The sequence below is a fragment of the Vibrio sp. DNB22_10_4 genome (assembly GCF_052879755.1).
In genome coordinates this window covers 259,653-281,967 of record NZ_JBNNXW010000003.1, presented here as the reverse complement: position 1 = coordinate 281,967, position 22,315 = coordinate 259,653, and the positions used below count along the sequence as shown (strand labels likewise).

18 protein-coding genes are annotated in these 22,315 nt (G+C 46.5%); 6 read left to right on the top strand and 12 right to left on the bottom strand.

The window, feature by feature from the left end; all coding sequences use genetic code 11:
- Positions 1–2 precede the first annotated feature (2 nt).
- Positions 3–794, bottom strand: coding sequence for a CLCA_X family protein (locus ACVA6Q_RS12170; protein WP_446647685.1), 792 nt, complete (start codon positions 792–794; stop codon positions 3–5).
- Positions 795–1,083: 289 nt separating this feature from the next.
- Here ACVA6Q_RS12170 and ACVA6Q_RS12165 point away from each other — a divergent pair, with 289 nt between their 5' ends.
- Complete coding sequence (locus ACVA6Q_RS12165; protein WP_446647684.1) at positions 1,084–1,875, top strand: class I SAM-dependent methyltransferase; 792 nt, start codon at positions 1,084–1,086, stop codon at positions 1,873–1,875.
- A 109-nt stretch (positions 1,876–1,984) separates the two neighbouring features.
- On the opposite strand, the gene ACVA6Q_RS12160 is transcribed toward ACVA6Q_RS12165, so the two are convergent.
- From ACVA6Q_RS12160 to ACVA6Q_RS12135, 6 genes are read right to left on the bottom strand one after another with little or no spacing between them, the layout of a single operon-like run.
- Positions 1,985–3,112, bottom strand: coding sequence for an AI-2E family transporter (locus tag ACVA6Q_RS12160; RefSeq protein WP_446647683.1), 1,128 nt, complete (start codon positions 3,110–3,112; stop codon positions 1,985–1,987).
- Positions 3,105–3,791, bottom strand: a complete 687-nt coding sequence (locus ACVA6Q_RS12155; protein ID WP_446647682.1) for a potassium channel family protein — start codon at positions 3,789–3,791, stop codon at positions 3,105–3,107. Before ACVA6Q_RS12155 ends, ACVA6Q_RS12160 begins: the two co-directional genes overlap by 8 nt.
- Positions 3,792–3,850: 59 nt before the next feature.
- Positions 3,851–4,726: an HlyD family secretion protein gene (locus ACVA6Q_RS12150; RefSeq protein WP_446647681.1), complete on the bottom strand. Its 876-nt coding sequence runs from the start codon at positions 4,724–4,726 to the stop codon at positions 3,851–3,853.
- 10 nt (positions 4,727–4,736) lie between these two features.
- A complete protein-coding gene (locus ACVA6Q_RS12145; RefSeq protein ID WP_042498270.1) occupies positions 4,737–4,940 on the bottom strand; it encodes a DUF1656 domain-containing protein in 204 nt (67 codons plus the stop codon).
- The gene (locus ACVA6Q_RS12140; protein ID WP_446647680.1) at positions 4,941–6,542 is read right to left on the bottom strand and encodes a TolC family protein; all 1,602 of its coding nucleotides are present in this window, start codon (positions 6,540–6,542) and stop codon (positions 4,941–4,943) included. It lies immediately after the preceding gene.
- A gap of 10 nt (positions 6,543–6,552) precedes the next feature.
- Positions 6,553–8,760 (bottom strand): FUSC family protein, encoded by a 2,208-nt coding sequence (locus ACVA6Q_RS12135; protein ID WP_446647772.1) that lies wholly within the window; start codon positions 8,758–8,760, stop codon positions 6,553–6,555.
- Positions 8,761–8,985: 225 nt separating this feature from the next.
- Between ACVA6Q_RS12135 and ACVA6Q_RS12130 the strand changes: the two genes are divergently transcribed.
- Together ACVA6Q_RS12130 and ACVA6Q_RS12125 are read left to right on the top strand one after the other, a co-directional pair.
- Complete coding sequence (locus ACVA6Q_RS12130; RefSeq protein ID WP_446647679.1) at positions 8,986–11,412, top strand: ATP-binding protein; 2,427 nt, start codon at positions 8,986–8,988, stop codon at positions 11,410–11,412.
- 147 nt (positions 11,413–11,559) lie between these two features.
- The gene (locus ACVA6Q_RS12125; protein WP_446647678.1) at positions 11,560–11,898 is read left to right on the top strand and encodes a HopJ type III effector protein; all 339 of its coding nucleotides are present in this window, start codon (positions 11,560–11,562) and stop codon (positions 11,896–11,898) included.
- Between the two features lie 166 nt (positions 11,899–12,064).
- Here ACVA6Q_RS12125 and ACVA6Q_RS12120 read toward each other — a convergent pair whose 3' ends face one another.
- From ACVA6Q_RS12120 to ACVA6Q_RS12100, 5 genes are all read right to left on the bottom strand, one after another.
- Positions 12,065–12,973 carry an ABC transporter permease gene (locus ACVA6Q_RS12120; protein ID WP_446647677.1) on the bottom strand — a complete coding sequence of 303 codons (909 nt, stop codon included), beginning with the start codon at positions 12,971–12,973 and terminating at the stop codon, positions 12,065–12,067.
- Positions 12,970–13,938: an ABC transporter permease gene (locus ACVA6Q_RS12115; protein WP_353498524.1), complete on the bottom strand. Its 969-nt coding sequence runs from the start codon at positions 13,936–13,938 to the stop codon at positions 12,970–12,972. Before ACVA6Q_RS12115 ends, ACVA6Q_RS12120 begins: the two co-directional genes overlap by 4 nt.
- Before the next feature lie 66 nt (positions 13,939–14,004).
- Positions 14,005–14,835, bottom strand: coding sequence for an ATP-binding cassette domain-containing protein (locus ACVA6Q_RS12110; protein ID WP_446647676.1), 831 nt, complete (start codon positions 14,833–14,835; stop codon positions 14,005–14,007).
- Positions 14,835–15,824 carry an ABC transporter ATP-binding protein gene (locus ACVA6Q_RS12105; protein WP_446647675.1) on the bottom strand — a complete coding sequence of 330 codons (990 nt, stop codon included), beginning with the start codon at positions 15,822–15,824 and terminating at the stop codon, positions 14,835–14,837. The genes ACVA6Q_RS12110 and ACVA6Q_RS12105 overlap by 1 nt, the downstream gene beginning before the upstream one ends.
- Positions 15,825–15,900: 76 nt before the next feature.
- The gene (locus ACVA6Q_RS12100) at positions 15,901–17,577 is read right to left on the bottom strand and encodes a peptide ABC transporter substrate-binding protein (RefSeq protein WP_446647674.1); all 1,677 of its coding nucleotides are present in this window, start codon (positions 17,575–17,577) and stop codon (positions 15,901–15,903) included.
- 368 nt (positions 17,578–17,945) lie between these two features.
- Between ACVA6Q_RS12100 and ACVA6Q_RS12095 the strand changes: the two genes are divergently transcribed.
- The 3 genes from ACVA6Q_RS12095 to ACVA6Q_RS12085 are packed head-to-tail and all read left to right on the top strand — an operon-like array spanning position 17,946 to position 22,208.
- On the top strand, positions 17,946–18,623 hold the full coding sequence (locus ACVA6Q_RS12095; protein WP_446647673.1) for an ABC transporter ATP-binding protein: 678 nt from the start codon (positions 17,946–17,948) through the stop codon (positions 18,621–18,623).
- The gene (locus tag ACVA6Q_RS12090) at positions 18,610–21,105 is read left to right on the top strand and encodes an FtsX-like permease family protein (protein ID WP_446647672.1); all 2,496 of its coding nucleotides are present in this window, start codon (positions 18,610–18,612) and stop codon (positions 21,103–21,105) included. Before ACVA6Q_RS12095 ends, ACVA6Q_RS12090 begins: the two co-directional genes overlap by 14 nt.
- On the top strand, positions 21,105–22,208 hold the full coding sequence (locus ACVA6Q_RS12085) for a lipocalin-like domain-containing protein (protein WP_446647671.1): 1,104 nt from the start codon (positions 21,105–21,107) through the stop codon (positions 22,206–22,208). Before ACVA6Q_RS12090 ends, ACVA6Q_RS12085 begins: the two co-directional genes overlap by 1 nt.
- Positions 22,209–22,315 lie beyond the last annotated feature (107 nt).

The window sequence follows — 22,315 nt, the reverse complement described above, 5'->3', positions numbered from 1 at the left end:
AGCTATCGGCTTAGCGCTTCTCCAAGCGGTTTAAAGTATGCCAGCAGTGCATCACTGATGGTTTGGCGATGGTGCATATCTGGATACAACGCGATAAGATCTTGTTTCTCGGTACCTGCAACGAGGTACGAGTTTTCAATCTCTGAGCATGATTCAATGACAGCCTCAAATGCTCGAGCCATCATTTCAGTTGGCTGAGAAAAGTAGTTGGCACCTGCGGCTTGATCTGCTTTGACACTTCGAGAAACATAGTCGTGTCGATCCAAACCATCACTGCTTAACAGCACAGTATCAAATACGTTAAGTAACCGTTCATTTAAAGGATGAGGTAAGTGTTTAGTATTGGTAAGCCAACAATCACTCGCGAACAGTATTTTTGTCTGCGGGCCTGAACGGTCACCAATATCAAAGGCTTTCTCTGCAATGTAATGGTCAAACGCGTGCCAGAATTCGTGCGCTAGGGCGCCAGCGCCCGCATTTTTAGCAAGTGCCAACTCTCTCTGATTGGGAGCATAGTGCGCCTGTACTCCTTTACGGCCACCAGTGCCAAAAGCAAGATTCAGATTGCCACGCAGGCCGATAGCCTTAGCTGGAAGTGCGAGGAAAAACGCCAAATCAGCCAATGAATCAAAGATAAGGTTAGCGGCGAGATCTTTCTCTTCCGAGTTTACCCAACTTCCAACACGAATGCTGCCAATGCCAAACGTCTGCTTGATATCTAAAAAAGAAACCTGTTCGCCATGACGATAGTCAGGGCCCTTTCGCGTTTTATATTTGAAGTTGGACAGCTGCATAATAGGGTAAGAATAGGAACTAAGGTTGCTTAAGTCGTCTTTACACGAGTGTGTGGCGTGCTAGGGAGTATATACCCAAGTGAGACTCAGATGTAGGCTTGGTGTGATTGCAATGAATGTTCATGTGGTTTACTTGGTTATGGGTTTAGTGGCATATTGTTGCTAAGTGACGGTTTTACAAGGAAAGCTTATGTCTCAAGTTCATCTCATTCGCCATGGGGAAACGGTCTGGAATGTAAAACTGGTCACACAGCTAAATCTTCAATCATAAAAATTAAAGGACTTCGCAATGGATGCATTAATTGCCCAATATACAGATGCAGACGAGCATTCGCGCTTGACTCGTCAGTATATTACCCAGCTTGAATACGATACGACTATGCATTTACTGAGTGATTATCTTGGCAAAGGGAAACAGGTTAGTGAACTGGGGGCAGCGACAGGGCGTTATTCTCTAGAGTTTGCTAGTCAGGGGTGTCATGTTACTGCCGTTGAGTTAGTACCCGATCAAGTGCGTTTGCTAAAAGAGAATGCTTTGAAACAAGGTTTAGCGCTAGATATCCATGAAGGGAATGCTTGCCATGTGCCTTTTATCGAGGATGAATCTCAAGATTTATGTGTCATCTTGGGGCCGCTTTACCACTTGAAAACTGAGCACGAGCGTCAGCAAGCGATTCAAGAAGCTAAGCGCATTTTGAAGCCAGGTGGAGTGCTTGCGATAGCTTATATTTCTAAGTTTTTTGTTGCTGGATTATTTGCTCAACGTTTTCCTCACCTGATTACGCCTGAGATACTTGGTGAATTGCACTCAAAAGGCACCGTTTCAAACCAGGAAGCGGATGGTTTTTTCAATGTTGGCTACTTTGCTTCACCAGCGGAGATGGAGTCGCTAGTCAAAGGAGCAGACTTTCAAGTCACAGCTCATGCATCTACAGATGGCTTTAACCGATATTTAGACCAAGGAGTTAATCGATTTACACCCACTCAATACCAGTCTTGGCTTAACTATCACTTAGCAACCTGCCAGGAACCGAGCTTATTGGGTGCAAGTAATCATGGCCTTGTTATTGCGGAAAAATAATTCATCATCTTCAAAACCAACATAGCCTTGTTGTTAGCGGTAACGCACGAACAAGGCCATGTATTCGCAGATCTTTGATTAAGTCTCTAAAAACAATCAGAGACAAAAGTTATATTCGGTAGTCTTCGACCTCTTCCTCACTTTGCTTTGACTCGGTTAGCTCACTCTGCGTTTCATAGTTTATCCAGAACAAGAACAACTCATACCAAATCGCTAAGACAATTGCTCCCAAGAACAAGCCTATGATGCCCGCAAAGAGCATCCCGCCAATAGCACCGATTAGGATGATAGGCATCGGAACGTCAACACCACGCCCCATTAACATAGGTTTTAGGAAATTATCAGAAAGACCGCCGGCCAATGCCCAGATCGTAAATATTGTGGTGCTGGTGCCATCGCCTGTTGAATAAACGTAGAAAATCACCGGAGCGACAATCAAAAGCGCGGGAAGCTGAGCGATACATAAAATCAAGGTTGCAAGAGTAAGTAAACCAGCGGCTGGTACTTTGAATACAAACATCGCAGCGCCAATAATGGCTGCTTGAATAAAGGCAACACCGACAACGCCCAGCAATACACTGCGAATAGTAGCGGCCATTAAGTTCGCCCATTGTTCTGCTTTTTTACCAACGGTTCGCACCGCGACGGTTTCTAGTGCACCAGATATTTTTTCTGCGTGAGCCATAAAGCCACCGGCTATCGCCAGTGAGATGATGAACATGATAAGACTTGTCAGTGCGCCACCAAGGATAGAAGCTATGGTGCCTAAGAAGCCTTTAATTTCAGGCAAGAACTGCTGAATGCCTTTTTCAATGTTGGTCGCAAACAAGTTCCAGATACTATACAGCTTGTCACCGATGATAGGGATTTCGGCGATTTTGTTTGTTGGACCAGGGATCTTAATCTCACCGCTTTGCAGTACCTCCGTCGTATGTGCAACGCCGTCATAAATTGAGCCTGACACCAACGCAAATGGGATAACTAGAATTGAGATACCAATCAAAGCAACTAGTGTAGAGGCTAACCCTCGCTTACCACCAAGCGAACGTTCAAGCTTTTTAGTGACGGGCAATAAGGCTACGGCAATGATTGCCCCCCACAACACCGGAATAATGAACGGCTTAATGATGTCGTAAGTAAAACTGAGCAAAAGTACGAGTAAGCCGATTCGAATAGCCGACTCCACCATATTATTGACAAAGAGCTTGCTTTGACGTTGTTCGGTTTGTCTATCCATTTTGTTGTTCCCTGTGTTGCAAATTTGCACTGACTAAACTCGATACGACGATTGCCATATAAAATACGCCGACAATCGCCTCCAAATACACCACTACTTGCGCCAGTGGCGTCACTGGACTTATGTCGCCATAACCTAATGTTGTTAGTGTAACGAAACTAAAATAGGCTGCATTTGAGAAGTTCTCTCCCCAAGAAATCGCTTCCATACCGGTAAATGCGCCAGGTGAATATTCAATGACTACCAAATAAACGATAGCCCACATTAAGCCAAGCAGGAGAAATAATGCGACTGAGCCGATGACTTTGTTGGTATTTACCTTGCCATGAAACAGTACCTGCCTTGCTGTGGATTTGAATGTTCCAAAGAAGAAGCAAAAGGTGATCGCCAGCATGGCGATATCCATTTCACGTCGCTCGAATATGAGTTTAAAAATAATGACGGCAACCCAGCACAGAGCGAGTGTTTTCAGAAGTCGTGACCAGTTTTTATCAAACCTAAGGCTCGCAAAACAGACGATAAAGGTAATGACAATAGTGACTTGAAGAACACGCTCGATAGCACCACTACCCACAACTTCTGCCAAAGCACCGCTAATCAATAAGGCAATTAAGGCGAGAGTCAAATAGAAGAAATTGTTTTCTTCATTGATGTTTTTAAGGCGATTTCCTACTTTCATGTTATCTGTCCTTGCTGCTTTGCCACCCGTTTCCATATTGTTCACTAGCGCGTGGCACTTTATTCCGTGTCTTCCATCACCATAATAGAAGCCGATAGACCAAATCTTAGATGAACCCCTTCAGGTAATTCCTTAATCGAAATACGCACCGGAATACGCTGCGCGAGTCGAATCCACTGGAATACAGGGTTCACATTAGGCAGTAAGTTGTAACCCACGGTGCCATCTTTGGGGGCAATCCCCCAGCCAATGGAGTCGACCGTAGCTTCTAAAGGTGTGTCTGGGTGCGACATTAAAGTGACTTGAGCGTCACTACCTGGTTTGATTTGTGGCAGTTGATTTTCTCTGAAAAAGCCGAATACCCAAAAGCTATTTTCATCTATGAGGGCTAATAACGGTTGGTTGGCCACAGCCTGCGTACCAGTGCGAATATCGAGGTTGGAAACAAACCCATCGACAGAGGCCGCTACACGGGTATAGCTTAGATTAAGCTTGGCGGATTTCAGTTTTTCCTCTGACGCTTTGATTTTGAGTAGGGACTCTTGATAAGCGATTTCACGTCGAATCAGATCTTTGTGCGATACTGCGCCTTTGTCTTTTTTACGTATATCGAGCAAGCGGTCGTATTCGATTTTTTTGCCCTTTGAGCTGATGATGGATTGCTCAAGTGCAACTTCCGCTTGAGCCAATGCAACCTGGTAAGTCTCTGGGTCAATCTCAAAAAGAAGATCGCCTTTATGCACTCTTTGGTTATCTGTAATAGCAACGTTAACAATGGGGCCTGAGACACGTGGCGCGACTTTGATTATGTTCGCCCTTACTTGGCCATCGCGCGTCCAAGGGTTATTGAAATAGTCTTGGTACTTCTGATACCCAAACCAGGCCGCGCCGCCAAGTATGACTAAGTTCAGGACGATAATAATGGATTTCTTCATTCGGAGGCTCCTAAAACCTAATCACAAAGTGGTCGAAGGCAACAACGTACATCACCACGATGGCGAGGAACGTTAGTGAAGGAAATGCGACAAATCGCGACAACTTAGTTTTGTTCATAATGATCACCGTAATCCATGTGGCGACAATCGCCATACATACTACGAGGAGTAGCGGTGAAAAGTAGATGTCGCCCCAAGCGAGTTCGTGTGGCATCTATGGCTCCTCCTTATTGTGCGCAGTCCTAAACATCAGATCAGGAAGCACCGTATTGTCATCGTTGAGTTGGTTATCCCAATCCGTTCGTTGTTTCATCTGCTCAATGTTGTCTGGAGACACAAAGCTTTGCCCAGATTGGATTTGCCAACCGCCCCCGAGTGACTTGTAAAGCGCGACGACCTGGTTGGCGACGTTGCCCTTGATTTGTGCGTAGCTATCTTCACTGCGAGTCATTTTTTCTACCGAATTGAGCAGGCGTTCAAACGAGATTTGGCCGTTCTCATATTGAGTAAGAGAGATATTGAATGCTCGCACCGATGCGTTGACCGATTGAAGACGAAGTGCTTTTTGCTCGACATAGAGTTCGTAGGCTTCCATGGCGTTAGTGACTTCTTGCACCGCTTGTAGAACCTTCTTGTTGTAGTTGGTCATGGTCTCTTGGAAACGGGCGTCTTCAAGGCGAATGTTATTTTTAACTCGGCCGTATTGAAAAATGTTCCAGCTAAAGGAAGGACCTGCCACTAATGTCAGTGAGTCATTGAAGCTAAAGCTTGAACCTGACGGAACTGAGCTGTCGATACCAATCGAGCCAAATAAGGAAAAGCTAGGATAGAGCGCGGTTTCTGCTACACCAATTTGTGCACTTTGGGCATGGGCTTGAAGTTCTGCGACTTGCAGATCTGGACGTCTCATGACCAAGCTTGCGTCGATATTGGAGGCAAGTGCTGGCGCCGCAGGCACAATTGACCCATCCTCATCTTCTGATATCAGAGATTTTGACCCTGATGAACGAAAACGCTGTTCATATTCAGCGAGCCTTTGATTCATCCCATCTTCAAGTAAAGGGTCGACCTGTTCTGGCAGCAAACCGAGCAAAACAGCAAGTGCATTGCGCGCTTGCAACATGGCAATCTCAAGCGCGGGCAGTGCCGCTTTGGTGGTGAATAGTTGGTTTCTCGCTTGCTGCACGTCGAGCTCGGTGACGTTACCGGACTCAAATTGAACTCGAGTGATATTGACAACACGCTCTTGAATTTCGATGTTTCGCTGAGAAAGTAACATGCGCTCTTGGAACGAACGATAGTTGATGTAGTTGCGAGCCACTTCTGAAGTGATGGTCACCAATATATCGTTATAAGAGGCAATAGAGGCGTAGTAGGTTGCCTGCGCGGCTTCAATACCGCGAGCGTATTTACCCCAGACGTCCATTTCCCAACCTGCGTCGAAACTGATGGCGGCGTTGTTAAAGGAACTTTCATTTACATAGGCTCGAGCCAGGTTGCCCGATATTGCCTGTGCTTGTGGGTAACGCAGACCATCGGCAATGCCTAATACGGCTCTGGCCTGCAAGATTCGAAGTCCAGCGGCCTCGACATCTAGGTTTTGCTTAGCGGCTTTCTCTACAAGTTGATTGAGAGTCGGGTCGTTAAATTGTTGCCACCAGTTCGCCGTTGATTGTGTGCTCGATTCTGTTTCACTGTCACTCCATGACTGAGGAAGCACCACCTTGCTGCTCGGCTCAAATTCAGGGCCAAGTGTGGTACAGGCAGTCATCAACATAGTCGTAATAAAGGCTATGAATAGCCGATAGCTCATCATTATTTCGTCCCTAAAATCGATGCATTTTGAGGTTCTCCAAATCGATATCTCGACCAGCCTCTTCAACATTTTTCAGTGATTCATACAGATTTCTTTTTAGATGAAGAAATAGGTAGAAGCCTGCAATGTCATTTTTGTCTATCTCGTCCAAGTCGAGCGACTCGAAAAAGGTTTCCAGAGCTTGTTCCGCTTGGGTGTAGTCTTGCTCAGCCTGCTCGAAATAAGCATGACTGTTTGATCGGGCGACACCATTCACCTCGAGCCCATGCACTCTGAGGAGGCTTGGCAAAACAGTATCAATGTGAGTCTCTCTAAGCTTAGTAATCAATGAGTTATTTTTCAGAATTGTTTGTGCAGCAACGAGGTTATTCACATGTCCTATTAATACTCCGCAGCGTTTGGCGTAGTGAACTAAGTGTTGTTGGCTATTGTTATCGAAATAGCTCACGTCGACCTTACTTGCCCAAAGCACCAGCTTTTTAGCGGCAACATTGGCGGTTTTGACGTGCAATGCGAGGCGCACTCTTGTTAGCCAGTTTGGTTTGATATTTTGCATGCCGAGCAGCAAACGGTGTAAGTGAAAGAAAAGTCGCTGCCTAACGGTTAAAAATAGATGCTCCGCTTTGCTGGAAAAAGGAAAGTAGTGTGAGAACACTATCATCATCACCACGAGGTAAAACAACGTCATGACGGTAAGAATGATGCCAAAGTGATAGGTCATAGTGTTGTCTATCCCAAGCACAAACATACCCAACATAAAGAAGATGGTGATAGGCCCTTTAAATAGGTAAAAGCCGATAAAGGTATAAATAAATAGGAACAGTGCGAGTTCAATTCCGAGCTCTAGCGCGGGCAAAATAAACACATAGGCGGGGATAGCGAATAAAAAACCGAATGTGAACAGAAATCCCAGCGCTTTAGGATGAAGCGGCATAAAAGACAGGACAGCCATAAATATGGTGGAGAAAATCACAAAGCTGTAACCACCAGGTGGGTTAAACATAATCCATAAACCACCTGCGACCCAGTAAGTGACGAAGACTTTAATCGACGTTTTAAAATTTTCTGCATCCCACCACAAAAAGGCACTCGGCATTGGAGGAAGCGTTTCTTTAAACGACACCACTTTAGTGATGGAGTCAATACAGCTAACCGCTTCAGCAAGCTTACCTGCGTTATCATAAAGCCGATTCACTAGATAGCCCAAGGTCAACACCGAAGCCCTGGAAAGGTGACCGCTTGCTGCTAATCTTGCTTCATCAACTTGCAGCTTCTTCTCTTCAAAGCGAAATGACTCTCCACCCTCAGGTGAAGCTAAAAACTGCTGACTTTGCGAGAGCAGCGTTTCAATTTGCGTGACAAACGTAGGGAACTCGGCCAAGTAATCATTGGTGTCTTCATGGTTGAAGCGCGCGCTTGACGCAGTCGCAAGGAGTTGGGTAATTTTCTGACTGTGGTGGATGACCAATTTCCACTCATGCATGTACGCGGCGACTTCGCTACTCTCCTTTTTTATGACGTTGAAGCGCTGCTCAAGCGTGGTTTGTGCGGAGAACAGTTTTTCGACTAGATCGTCGATGGATGGAGTCGTGTTTTCGGCAGAATCACGTTCACCAGTTTCGTCTTTTGCCTCATTTGGTTGAATATCATTCGAAGCGGAAGTCGCCATACCTGGCAAAGATGAGGAAATTGCGGCGAAGGTTTTTTGTTGGATGTCTAAGGTTTCTTGAAGCAGCGCAGTGAGGTTTTGCTCTGCTTTACTGGGGAATAAATAGACGCCAACCAAGGTGTATATCGTCACTCCAAATACCGTCATATAAGCACGGTCGACACCATACAGAAATGCACCTTCGGCATCGCCACCGTTTGACATCATTAGCGTCATGACAGCCGTCAGCATGAGTAGAGTAGGGTCGCTTTGATAGGCGTTACGAAAGTAAAAAATAAACGACACCACAATAGACACGCTTAACATGTACAAAAAGCGGTCTTGAGCGAAAGCACCCACTAAAATTAGTCCGATAACAGCACCGACAATGGTGCCAAGTACTCTGAGACTGCCTTTTTCAAAAGACTCACGCTGGCTCCCCGTCGATGCAATGAGCATAACGGTAGTCGCAGCCGTGGAAGCTTGAGGCCATCCCATAGCAAAGGGTATGAGATAAGCGAGAGTCAAACTTAGTGCCACTTTAGTGGCAAATCGCGCTTTGCTATTCATCATCCTTGAATTGAAGAGGGGGCTTAACAGAAATATAGACGCTAAATGGTGGGTTGGGTGGCTAACATCAAGAAATTTAAAAACTTTAGTGCGTTTAGTGAACTGCCTCGGCACTTTAAAAATAGTGCGCTAAGCCTGTGGACTTTCCTTTTTTCGTGAAGTTGTACTGCATATCTGTACAAAATCTCCTAGATTCATAGAAGTGACCAGTAAAAGGGACTTAACGTGCTGAAACTAAAAGGGCTAAGTGGGAGAACGTTAGTATTGATATACACGACTTTCGTCATGTGTGTATTCGCTATTGCTTCTGTCGTTATTTTAGGTCGAGAATCTAAGCACGCGATAGACTATCTGCAAACAACTGGATCGAATTTAGAGCTGCAAGCCGCGAAGTTGTTTGTTGAAGAATACTTAGACAATGCAAAGGCGCGCGTGAAACTGGCGTCGAGCAATAAAGACATTATCGGGTTTCTTGAAGGTAAACAGAGCGTCAACCTTGATTCGACTTTACACCGTTATGAGGGAGACACTCGTTCCGTTTTGTTTGCGGTGTTTAACGCGGATAGGGAAGTCCTTTTTGAAGACAAGTTTAGGCACCCATCTCGAACCAATGAAATCCGTATTTTTAATGAAATGAAGCAAATGGCGTCGAACCTTATTACGCCAGCGCCAGTTTACCTTCTCCATAATGATACCGATCATATTTGCATCAAGATCTTCATGCCAATAATTAGCAACGGCAACTTCGTCGGAATGGTATTTGGTGAGACGCCAGTAGATTATGACGAACTGTTTGGGGAATTGATCGACCCCAAAGAGCGCTGGTACGCGTTAACACAAGGGGATGTCTCTGATTACGTCACTCAAAACGAACTTGGTGCCTGGCTTGTGAACTCTACACCTGTCGCTAGGGCGGGTTTGACGCTAATGCAAGGTGTTAACCCCAAATCTTTAGAGCTGCAATTAGATAGTTTCATGGGGCATATTTACAATGCGATTGCGGTTGTTATGGGCGTCAGTTTTCTACTTGTCTTGTTTGCTGGAAATAAAGTACTGGTTAACCCTCATAAAGAACTCGAAATATCCCAAAAAGAGTTAGCGGAGAAAAACAGCGAACTCATTCTTCAAGAGCGTGAGAGTAAGCTACTAGCAACGGTAGTTAAAGCCGCTAGAGATGCTGTGGTGATTACAGATAAACACGGCGCTATTGAATGGGTCAACCGAGCGTTTGAAGAGATGACTGGCTATGCGTTGGTGAGTGTGAAAGGCAAAATACCTGGTCACTTCTTACAAGGTGACAATACTGACCCGCAAGCGAAACAACGCATTGCGGAATCCCTATCTAAAGGGCTGCCAATCAAAACGGAAATCTTGAATTATGATTCTCAGGGGAAAGAATACTGGGTGGATATCGATATCACACCGATTAGCGATGAGAATGGTGTCATAGACCGATATATTGCCATAGAAAGGGACGTTACTGAGTACAAAAAATTAGAGAGTAAACTAACCACCACAGCCAAAGAAGCGAATGCTGCAAATGAGGCGAAATCAGCATTTTTGGCGACGATGAGTCATGAAATTCGAACACCAATGAATGGAGTGCTCGGCCTAACCCAAATCCTAGAAAAAGAAATTACCGACCCTAAACATCGAGAGGCACTTCAACTCATACTAGGCTCTGGCAACCATCTTATTTCAATTCTCAATGACATCTTAGATATCTCGAAGATCGAAAATCAAGCGCTAGTGCTAGAACATACCCAGTTCAAGATGCAAGAAATACTCGCCCCAGTGAACAATACCTATCAAAGTCTCTGTTCTGAAAAAGGTCTGCTGTTTGAAATTCATGATAAAACCGATCCAGACACGCAGTTTGTTGGCGATCAGGTAAGACTGAGACAGATTTTACTCAACTTAGTGGGTAACGCTCTTAAGTTTACCCAAAAAGGAACGATTTCTGTCTCAGTGTCTAATCGAGTCGAGGCGCAATGCGAGTTGGTTGTCAAAGACACGGGCATAGGGATCCCCCCAGAGAGAATAGACAGTGTGTTCGAGAAGTTTGAGCAAGCAGAAACCTCGACAACACGTCAGTTTGGAGGCACTGGACTAGGGCTCTCGATAGTGAAAAGCCTTACCTTGCTGATGGGCGGACAAATCAAAGTAAACAGTGAAGTGGGAGTGGGTTCCTCTTTTACGGTTCTGATCCCTCTACCTGAGATTAAGAATAAGGTTGATGATCAATTGAGTATTGATCCTATTGATGCAGATTTCTCTGTCTACAGGGTACTGCTCGTTGATGATAATGCGATCAATCGAATTGTTGCCGCCAAATTTTGTCAGTCTTTAAATATCGAAGTAGAAAGCTGTGCCAATGGCGCTGAGTGCTTAGAAATGTTCGATCCTAGCAAATACAATCTGATCATATTAGACAATCACATGCCTGTGATGAATGGTCCGAGTGCGGCATCAGAGATACGAGAAAAATATGGCGATAGTGTATTAATATTCGGTTGGACAGCGGATGTTATCAGTGAAAATCGACAAGAGTTTTTAGATAGTGGCGTCAATACGGTTATTGCTAAGCCCCTTATTAAGAGAGACTTTGAGAGGGCATTGTTAGCCCACTTAAAAGACATTCAACGTCGCTGATAAGAGAGGTATGTTGTTTGTTGGCTGATATTTAATCAGTTGGCGTACGCATTTCCTCCTAAGCTCTTTTTCTTCTCCAATAGCCTCACATTAGATTGCGCCAATGATATAGTGCTAGCTCAGAAAAAGAGTAAGGGATACTAAAAAATGGAACAATTTCTAGCACTACTGGCTTCACAACCAAACGAAGTGATGTTTGAACAAACGATGCAAGTGATTGACAAGCACTTCGACTTTACGCCAGTGAGCTTTGTAAACGGTGATACTGAGAATCAAGCCGGTCAAAACAGCGGCTCTTGTAAGATCTTCGCTTTCGCTCAAATCAAAGAGCTGGATGAGCAATCAACGTTGGCATGCTTTGGCCAATACTATCGTGAAGATGTATTGAAAAACCCTGAAGGTACTGATCATGCCAATATTCGTAACTTTATTAAATATGGCTGGGAAGGCGTAAAATTTGATGGGGTAGCGTTGGTTGCTAAGTAAGGTTTCTAGCACTGCGGTATATGGCAGACTACAGTCATCCTCACAAAACTATTCCAAGTAACCCGCTTCAGTAGGTCTCCTTTTTTAAGGAGGTGAGGACAACTTATTGCCAACATTTTAATAGCAAGCAGGGAAAGCACATCATGACTTTCCCTGCTAACAAACACTAAGCTTTCGGATCAATCGCTTCCTGCAAGCCATCTCCTAAAAAGTTAATCGTAATCACGGTGATGAGCACCATCACTCCCGGGTATACCGCCGCCATTGGGTAATGCCACATGGCTTCGCGAGCGTTTTGTAGCATGTTGCCCCATGATGGTGTTGGTGGATTGATGCCAAAGCCAAGAAAGCTCAATGCACTCTCGGTTAGGATTGCGCCGCCAATGCCAAGCGTGGTGGCCGTGATAACAGGAGCAATGACGTTGGGTAGGATGTGCTGCCTCATTACAAACCAGTGGCTTGCGCCATAACCGATAGCCGCTTGCACGTATTCTCGGTGTTTGACGGATAGTGTGTTTGAGCGCACTAGACGTGCGGCAAATGGCCAGCCCAATAGCGAAATAACAACGACTAAACGGTAGACACTAAAGCTATCACTTCGGACTAACTCTTCTGAGAAGCCTAGCTTGGTCATGTCGATACTCTGGATCAAAATCAGCAACATGATACCCGGCAGGCTAATGATAAAGTCAGCACTGCGCATGATAATGGCATCTACGCGGCCGCCATGATAACCAGCAACAACGCCCAGCACTGTGCCAATCACTGAGGTTGCGATGGCGGCAACAAAGGCAAACGTAAGGGATACCTGACCACCCAGAAGGAGGCGTATCAAAATATCACGGCCAAGTTCGTCAGTGCCAAGCTTATGCGTGTCGCTCGGAGCCTCGAAACGGCTAAATAGATTGTCTTCGAACGGATCCACACCTAGCCATTGACCAATACTGGTGGCGTTAAAGCACAGTAAAGTCATTACGGTAAGAATTACCAGCGAAGCCATCGCCAACCGATGGCGAGACAAGCGATGAACGATTTGCAGCCAAGGGTTTTGGCTTCTTGCTGCGAGTGCGGTCATGACGGGCTTCCTCTGGTCAAATCAATACGGGGATCCACTTTGGAGTAGAGAATGTCGGCGATAAAGTTCATCACTAGAATGGCGGTAGTGGCGACCATAAAACAGAGCATGGCGACGTTGTAGTCACTACCGTTAATCGCATCGACAGTGAGTTTACCTATGCCAGGCCAACTAAAGATGGTTTCGGTCAGTACCGCGCCGCTCATTAATGCCGCAATATCCATTGCGAGCACGGTAATCATCGGTAACATGCCGTTTTTAATGCAATGCCTGAAGAGTACTCGTGTTGAAGAAGCGCCTTTTGCTTTTGCGGTTCGCACAAAATCTTGGCGAAACACTTCCAGCATACTTGAGCGCATAAAACGTGAAATCGAGGCAATGCTGAGTAAGGTCAGGCTAAGGATAGGTAGGATCATATAACGCAGCCTATCAAAACCTTCAGCGCCATCGGCTTCTCCCGTTCCTCCTGCGGGGAAGATGGGGTACACCACCGAGAACAGCATGATCAGCATTAGCGCGAGCCAAGCCGCAGGTGTGGACAGAAACAGATAGGTGATGCCACTAATCAGGTAATCGGTGAAGCGATTTTGCTTTACGGCACACAGCACACCAACGGGTAGTGCAATCAGTATAGAGAGAAGCGTGCCGCACCCAACCAAAATGAGGGTGTTTTTCATCGCTTCCCAAAGCACGGATATAGCGGGCTGAGAGAACATGCGGGAATAACCGAGTTCACCTTGCAGGGCATCACCAAGCCAATGGAAGTAGCGAACATAGACCGGTTTATCCAGTCCTTGCTCTGCTTTAAGTCTTGCGACGTCTTCAGCGGTAATATGGGGGTTATTTTGTACCATGAGATCGATAGGATCGCCTGGCATTAATCCCATTAAGTTGTATGCAGCAAACGAGGCCAGCAGAAGAACCAGCAGCATTTGCAGCAATCTTGAAAATATAAATCGTTTCATAAAATGCGTGTATCCATACGGGCATAAAGCCCTTACATCTAATGGCTTAAACCAGTGGCCAACTGTTTAAGCGGTTACGGTTTGCTGAGAGCGATTTCGCCTGCGCGTGTTGCCAATGTCCGGAACAGCGCTCAGTAGCTCACGGCTGTAAGCGTGTTTGGGGTTCGCAAAAAAATCAGCTTTGGAAGCGTGCTCGACAATGGTTCCGCTTTTCATTACCACCACTTCGTGTGCGAGGTGGTAAACCACCGCCATATCGTGGCTAATGAACAAGAACGCAATACCGTGCTCCTGTTGCAAATCTTTAAATAGATTTAGGATTTGCGACTGTACGGAAACATCGAGTGCCGAGAGCGGCTCATCGGCGATGATAAGCTCAGGCCGTAGCATTAATGCTCTAGCAATGGCGATGCGCTGCCTTTGTCCGCCAGAGAACTCATGGGGATAGCGGGTAAGAACGTCTTCTCGCATACCCACCCAATCTAAAACTTCGATAGCGCGCGCACGCTGCGATTGCTTGTTACCTATGCCGTTGACCTTCATTGGTTCAATAAGCGAAGAGAGGATCGGCATGCGAGGATTCAAAGCGGAGTAGGGGTCTTGGAATACGAGGCCAATGCGTTGCCTTAAGCGACGCTGCATCTGACTGGGTAATCTAGACACCTCTTGGCCTGAGAGAAATATGTCGCCGGAATCGGGTCGCTCCAACATGCTGAGCATGCGCCCCAATGTCGATTTTCCTGAGCCCGATTCACCGACAATCGCGGTGGTTTGTCCCGACTCAACTTTGAGAGAGACATTGTTGGTTACGTGAAGGGTTTTCGGTTTTCTTCCAAACATCGAGCCTGCTTCAAGGAGGTAATGTTTGTGCAGGTTACTGGCTTCGAGCAAAGTCATTAGGCCGCGCCTCCTTGTTGACGAAACATGGACGATTGTAGCGCCGAGCTGGATTGAGATGTTTGTTTGGCTTGCCTTTGTTGATTGCGCTTCTCTGCTTTCTGCAAGTAGCTATCATAGAGATCTGGGCAGCGGTCGCGAAAGCTGTAGTCTTCGCTTCGTTGATCGAGTGGTGGTACGCTGCCTGGAATAGCTGGCAACCTGTCCACATCGACACCAACTCGTGGAATTGTGTCCAGCAGTGCTTGTGTGTACGGATGCTGAGGGTTATCGAAAATTTCATTCACATCGGCAATTTCAACCACGCGACCCGCATACATCACCATAACGCGATCCGAGATTTGCGACACCACACCAAGAGAGTGACTGATAAATTGTATCGCCGTCCCTGTGGTTTCTCGCAGCTCCTCTAATAGATCGAGCACTTGCGCTTGAACCGTTACATCAAGCGCGGTTGTGGGCTCATCAGCAATCAGCACCTTTGGTTTACAAGCGAGTGCCATGGCGATCATTACGCGCTGTCTCATTCCCCCTGATAGCTCATGCGGATAGGCATTAGCGCGCTTTTCAGGGTAAGGAATGTGAACTTGTTTGAGCATTTCGATGGCACGATCTCGCGCTTCTTTCGGCGAACTGTTTTCGTGAATAATGAACATTTCGGCGATCTGGTCGCCAACTTTCATTACTGGGTTTAATGCGGTCATTGGCTCTTGGAAAATCATGCCAATGCCTTCGCCACGAATATGCTGGTACTGCTTTTCACCCAGACCGACAAGATTTCTTCCGCCAAAACGAATATCACCAGACAAGGTTAGCGATTTATCGAGTAGACCCATAATGGCAAGAGAGGTGAGGGACTTACCGCAGCCAGACTCACCGACGACACCAAGGATCTCACCTGGCTTGATTTGATAGCTGACATCCTTAACAGCAAAGTGTGACCCAAGGGCCACACTCATATTGCGGACGTCTAAGATTACTTCATTCATAGACACTTCATTCTTAAAAATGGATACCGATTGACGGTTTCGATGCTTATTAATTTCGAATATTTGGGCTCGAAATCTAGTTCGCTCGACTCCAGTTTTCAGACCAGTAGCTTGAGTAATGTTGGTGACCAGTTGGCTCAACATTGACTAGCCATTTCGGAAGAATGTAGCTGTCTGAACGATAGTAGAGAGGCAGCGCGGGTAGCTCTGTTGCATACAGGTTTTGGAATTGCTTCCAAAGCTCAGTCCGTTTCTCTTTGTTAAGTTCGCCATCGATGGCTTCTAGGATGCGATCCATTTCTGGATTGCTGTATCCAGCGTAGTTTTGTCCTGCCCATTGATTGTCTTTCGTTGGGATGTAGTCAGAGTGCAGAATCGTTAACGGCGGGTTTTCTGGTGACGAGCTCCAAGCAAACATGGCTAGACCTTTGTGTTTGCGCTCGGTCAAGGTAGTACCAAAGTACACGCGTGCAGTTTGGTTGTTAATGCTGGCTTTGATGCCGATTTTCTTCCACTGGCCTTGAGCGAACTGCTGTACCAATTCACGGGTTTTGTTGCCAGCGGTAGTCATAAACTCAACTTCCAGCGGCTTGCCATCTTTCATTTGCACGCCATTGACTAGCTCATAGCCTGCTTGTTTCAAAAGTTGCTTAGCTTTTTCTGGGTTGTAGTCATAGGTCGGTGTGTCAGAGGTATAGATGCTATCGAGTGGACTCGTATCTGAGTTAGCAACTTGTTGTTTACCTTCGAATAGTTTGTCTGTAATTAGCTTGCGATCCAGCCCAAATAATAACGCTTGGCGAACTTTCACTTCTGACAAGTGAGGATTGTTGAGCTGAACGTCTAGATGCTCGTAGAGTGACGCAGGACGAATATCGACGTTAAACCTATTCCCAAATTTTTTCTCAAACTGCAGCGCTTGATCGAGAGTCAGACCCAACTCGCCAGGGATGTAGTCGACGTCACCGGAAAGTAAGTTCGCTTGTAAGGCTTGAGTGTCAGAGACGGTTTTAAGCGTCACTGTATTAAAATGGGGCTGTTTTCCTTTCCAGTGCTCATTACGAGTCATTTTTACAAATTGACCTTGTTTAAGCTGCTCGATGATATAAGGGCCGCTATATAGGCCAGCTAAGGTTGGCTCTGTAACGAACTTGGTGTTGAGGTGGTACTTTTTAGGATCGCTTTCAAAGACCGCTTTTTCGATATGGGAAGGAAGAACGTTTGGAATGTAGTCTGCATTATATTTGAACGAGATACGGTCGACATAGACATTCACCGTATGCCCATCCACTACCTCAACTTTTTCGATTTGTTGTAACGTGGTTAGCTCTGGGTTTCCCTGCACGTCTGGTGAGGTGACCACTTTATGCCAGAACACCATATCTTTTGTCGTGATTGGTGTGCCATCGCCCCAATAGAGATCAGACTTGAGGGTGACTCGCATCTTAACGCCCTGCTTGCTTTCATCCTCTTTGGCATGTGGCCTATCGACGATCTGCGCTAAACCATTTTCGAAGCTAGGAACTTGTTCGCAGTAAAAGCAGACAAGCTCCCAGTTTTGGTCGTAGCCAATGGTATCACGGTTAACAAAGCCTCTGGTGTAGGCTTTTGCTACCATACTATCGATGTCGGGGTGCAGCGTCGCTGGATACTGTGTTATACCGATGGTGAGTTTATCGCTGGCGGCGAATGTTGAAGTCGAAAGCAATGCAGAAGCACAGGCTAGTGCAAATGCGGTTTTTTTTAATGGCATCTGATTTCCTTATCTTTTTTATTGACCTCAAGTCTGACGCTTGGGGTTAGTTACATCCATGTCACCCAAAACTCACATTCACCGATTTAAATACGGTTTTGCGTGTAGGTGCATATCCTGTCCACCATAGTGGGATGTCCATTGCCAAGCAACTCAATGGGTTAGTTGTTGGGTCGAATTGTATTTCGTGTCACATTTCCCATTTATTTAGTGAACTAAAATCAAAAAGTGCGTGCTTTCTTGTCTTATCTAGTTGTGTTAATTACATTTTATTAACTTAATTGTCACCTGTAGGGTTGGTGTAAAGCCAGATTGGATGCGTATCAGCATTGTGTCCCAGCTCTAATAACAGACTCTAAGGAGGCTTTATGCCCAACAGTTCGTTGGTTTCTCTGCGCAGTGTCAGCAAGCAATTTGTTGATGGTAATGAAGTGCATGCGGTGCTTCGCGACTGCGAACTCGTGATGGCTACTGGCTCGAGCACTGCGTTAATGGGAGCGAGTGGAAGTGGTAAAAGTACGCTGATGAACATCATTGCGGGCTTTGAACCATTAAATTCGGGAAAGCTTGCCCTTGATGGCGAAGATACGAGTCAATGGCGAGATAGTGACTGGAGCGAATTTCGCATTCACAAGTTAGGCGTTGTGTTCCAGCAGTTCAACTTATTGACGCCACTCAACGTGCGTCAAAACATAGCTTTTCCGCTGTCGCTTGCTCAAAAGCAATGGAATGATTGGTGTGACTACTTAGTAGAGACATTGGGGCTAAGTGGTTTACTTGATAGACATGTCGCGGCTTTATCCGGTGGGCAGCAGCAAAGAGTTGCCATCGCAAGAGCGCTGGCTAGTGAGCCGAAGTTGCTTTTGGCGGATGAGCCGACAGGAAATTTAGATGAGCAGTCAGGCCGAGAAGTCATGCAGCTTCTGGCCGACATTACCCGGCAAGGCAACACAGCAGTGCTGTTGGTTACGCACAGTGGGGAGTGCGCAGCGTTTATGCAGTCGAGATTACGCTTAGTGAATGGGCAGCTGTATGACGCGAGTTAAGCCTTGGCATCTAGCGCTCGCACTGCGAGTTTATGCCCGCCATTATCTGCAAGCACCATTGCAAGCGGCCTCCATATTGATTGGTATTGTGCTCGCAGTGATGCTGTTTGTTGCGGTCCAAGCGATAAACCTAAATGCAAAACGCAGCTACGCGGATGCTGCAGAGCAACTGAGTTTACCTGCCTCACAGTTTATTATCCCACCAACGGGACAAAAGTACTTCTCAAACGATCTCTATTTTAAGCTTAGACAGGCTGGGTTAAGTCAATCACTGGCGGTACTTGAAGGACGCGTTCGCTCATCCGAAGGGCCGCGATACTCAGTGCAGGGCAGTGATATCGTTGCGGCTGTCACCGCGACTATGAACCTTGGCCGTGAAGATGGTAAGCAACCTGTTTTTCTGTTCGATCAGCAACTGCCATTGGCTGACATGCTTCGAGGTGAACCCGTCGCTTTGGTGAGTGAACAACAGTTTGAGCAAATGGGGCGCCCTAGCAAGCTGATACTCGATGATACCAAGACACAGATTTATGCCGTGCCTGATCAATGGCAACTGGGTAATCGAATACTGGTGGATATTAGCTTCGCGGAGCGTTTACTTAATCGCTCTGGGCAGCTTAGCTACATAGCGGTATTTGAAAATCAAAACGAGCAAGAAAAGAAGTGGAAGAGTCTCGTCGCTGATCAAGGTCAGTGGATTGAAAATACTCAAAGCAGCGATCTCGATTCACTGACCGACAGTTTCCACCTAAACCTAACCGCAATGAGCATGCTGGCTTTCTTGGTTGGGCTATTTATTGCCTACAATGGTGTGAAGTACAGCTTATTGAAGCGTAGGCGACTGTTGGTTCAGTTGCAGCAAGCGGGACTTAATTCCACAACCGTGTTTACTGCTTTGTTAGTCGAGCTGACCGTCATGGTACTGCTTGGATCCCTAGTTGGTTTTATATTTGGTATGCAGCTTAGTCATTGGTTGCACCCAACGGTGGCATTGACGTTGGAGCAGCTCTATGGCGCTACACTACTACCTGGCTCTTGGCAGTTGAGTTGGTTGTTTCAGGCTCTCGCTATTACGTTGGCCGCTGCTCTTGGGGCATCCTGGCAACATTTTCGGGGTAGTGTTCAGCAACCTTTATCGATACACAGTGGCTATTACGCGCTTCCAGAACCACAAAAGACCACCGAGCTACTGGTTATGGCCATTGGTTTAACGATATTGGCGGTATTTGGACTCGTGCTCAGCCATCATTTTCGGGTCACCATGCTTTGGCTTGGCGTGTTGGTGGTTGCGACGCCACTTTATCTGCCCAAAGGTCTATTAATGCTGAGCGCTTGGGCTGAAAAGCTGTTTACCAGTGGGTTGAAGCATTATCTCGTCGCTGAGCTTAAAGAGTTGGTCGCGCCGTTATCTCTCGCGATGATGGCATTGCTGCTGGCCATGACAGCGAACCTAGCGATGAATACCTTAGTAGTGAGTTTTGAGCACACATTGAAACAGTGGCTAGAGCAGCGCCTTCATGCGGACATTTATATCAGTCCCGCCCAAAGTGAGATGAGCAGCATTCAAAGTAGGTTGCAGTCTATGCCAGGAGTAAGCGCCATCTTCACCCAAAGCTATTTAGATACGACGGTTTCTAACCTCTCAACCAAGCTCGGTACCAAAGATACGTTAACCCTCGAACAAACGATGGTAGCCAAAGAAATGGTGCAAGATTTCTGGCCACGCTTTTATCAAATGGAGCTAGCGGCTATCAGTGAGCCAATGGCAGTGAAGCTTGGATTAGGCCTTGGGGATGAGCTTGAGGTGACGGAGCTGAATACAGCGCTTGAACAGCCGTTAAAAGTAGGGGCGATTTTTTATGATTATGGTTCACCTACAGGGGAGCTGTTGATTGCCCCCGCGCTTTGGCAGCGCGCTGGATTCTCACTGGTACCGACTAGCTTAGGCATTAAATCAGAACTTGCTAGCGATGATATGCGTAGGCAACTGATGAGCGAGTTTGGATTAAGCGACAATCAGCTCTACGATCAGCAACAAATCAAAACCATAGCGCTCGAGATTTTCTCGCAGACATTTGCGGTTACAAAAGCATTGAATGGTGTCACGTTAATGGTGGCGGTAATCGGGCTGTTTAGTGCCTGCTTCATGCTTATAGAAGCGCGCAAAGCAGCCATAGCCCGGCTGTATGCACTTGGGGTACGAAGTCGACTATTGCTAGGCATGGTTGTGATGCAAATGGTGGTGTTAGTTTGCTTTACGCTATGCCTTGCGCTGCCGCTCGGTGCGTTGGTGGGGTACATATTGACGGATATGGTAACGCTGCGCGCATTTGGATGGAGCCTGCAATTTGTTTGGAGTTGGAGCGATATCGCGATGCTATCACTGGTGAGTATCGCAACAGCATCAGCGGCGACGGCATTGCCGTTGTGGCGTTTGGTGAAACGTCCAGCGATGTCGAGTCTTCAGAGCGAGGTGCTGTGATGAAAAATAGATCCTCGTGTCTTTTGGTGACACTGTTGCCACTCTTATTTCTATTGAGCGGTTGTGAGGAACCAAAGCCTCAAGGTTTTGGTGCTTTACTTGGCCAAGATGAACAAGGCTTTACCAAGGTGACGGCCAATCGAAGCATAGAGTTTCCTAAAGATCATCAGCCGCACAATGATTTTCGCTATGAGTGGTGGTATGTCACTGCAAATTTAGAGAACAGTGCAGGCGAAACATTTGGCGTTCAATGGACGCAGTTTCGAATCGCCTTAGCGCCAGAGGAGGCGCAAAACGTAGAACAACAAAAGGCAAACTGGAACAGTACACAGATATACATGGCGCACAGTGCAATCACCACGCCAACGCTTCATCTTGCACAAGAGAAATGGTCTCGCGCCCATCCAGAAATCGCTGGGGTGACTGAGCGGCCTTTTCGTGTTTATTTGGATGATTGGCAATGGAATAGTGAGTCCCAAGACATGTTCCCCGCCACACTTTCCGTTGCCGCAGATGTATTTAGCTACGAGCTCTCACTCTCTAGCGAGTCAGCCTTTCAGCTTCAGGGTGATAATGGTTATAGCGTGAAAAGTGCCGATGGTAGGGTTGCTTCTCATTATTACAGTCAGCCGTTTATAGACGTCACGGGCTCGATTCAAGTGGAAGGGCAAAGGCATCAGGTGACAGGGCAAGCATGGATAGACAGAGAGTGGAGTTCCCGATTTTTGCTCGGCTCTCAGCAAGGTTGGGACTGGTTCGCACTGAGGCTCGACACAGACACTAGTTTGGTGGTTTTTCAGCTCAGAGACAACCAAACAGGGGAAGCTAACTACGCCTATGGACGATTGATGTATCGTGACCGAGAAGGAATCACCATTAGTGCAGATGAACTCTCTCTCAAGGTAAAGACACACACAGACCTAAATGGCCACCCGCACCCGACATCGTGGCAACTAGACATACCAACACACGAGCTATCTTTGACGATTAACGCCATTAACCCTAATGCCAAAATGCCTTTGACCGTACCTTACTGGGAAGGACCCGTACAGATAAAAGGCTCCCATGAAGGTCTTGGATACATGGAATTAACGGGTTACTAAGTCTTGTAATGTCGCCCGACACGCAAACTTCAATGTAACACACGTAATTGGCGTGCTTCGACTTGGTTTGCAACCTCCAACATAGTACACCTCTCTGTAGATGACTT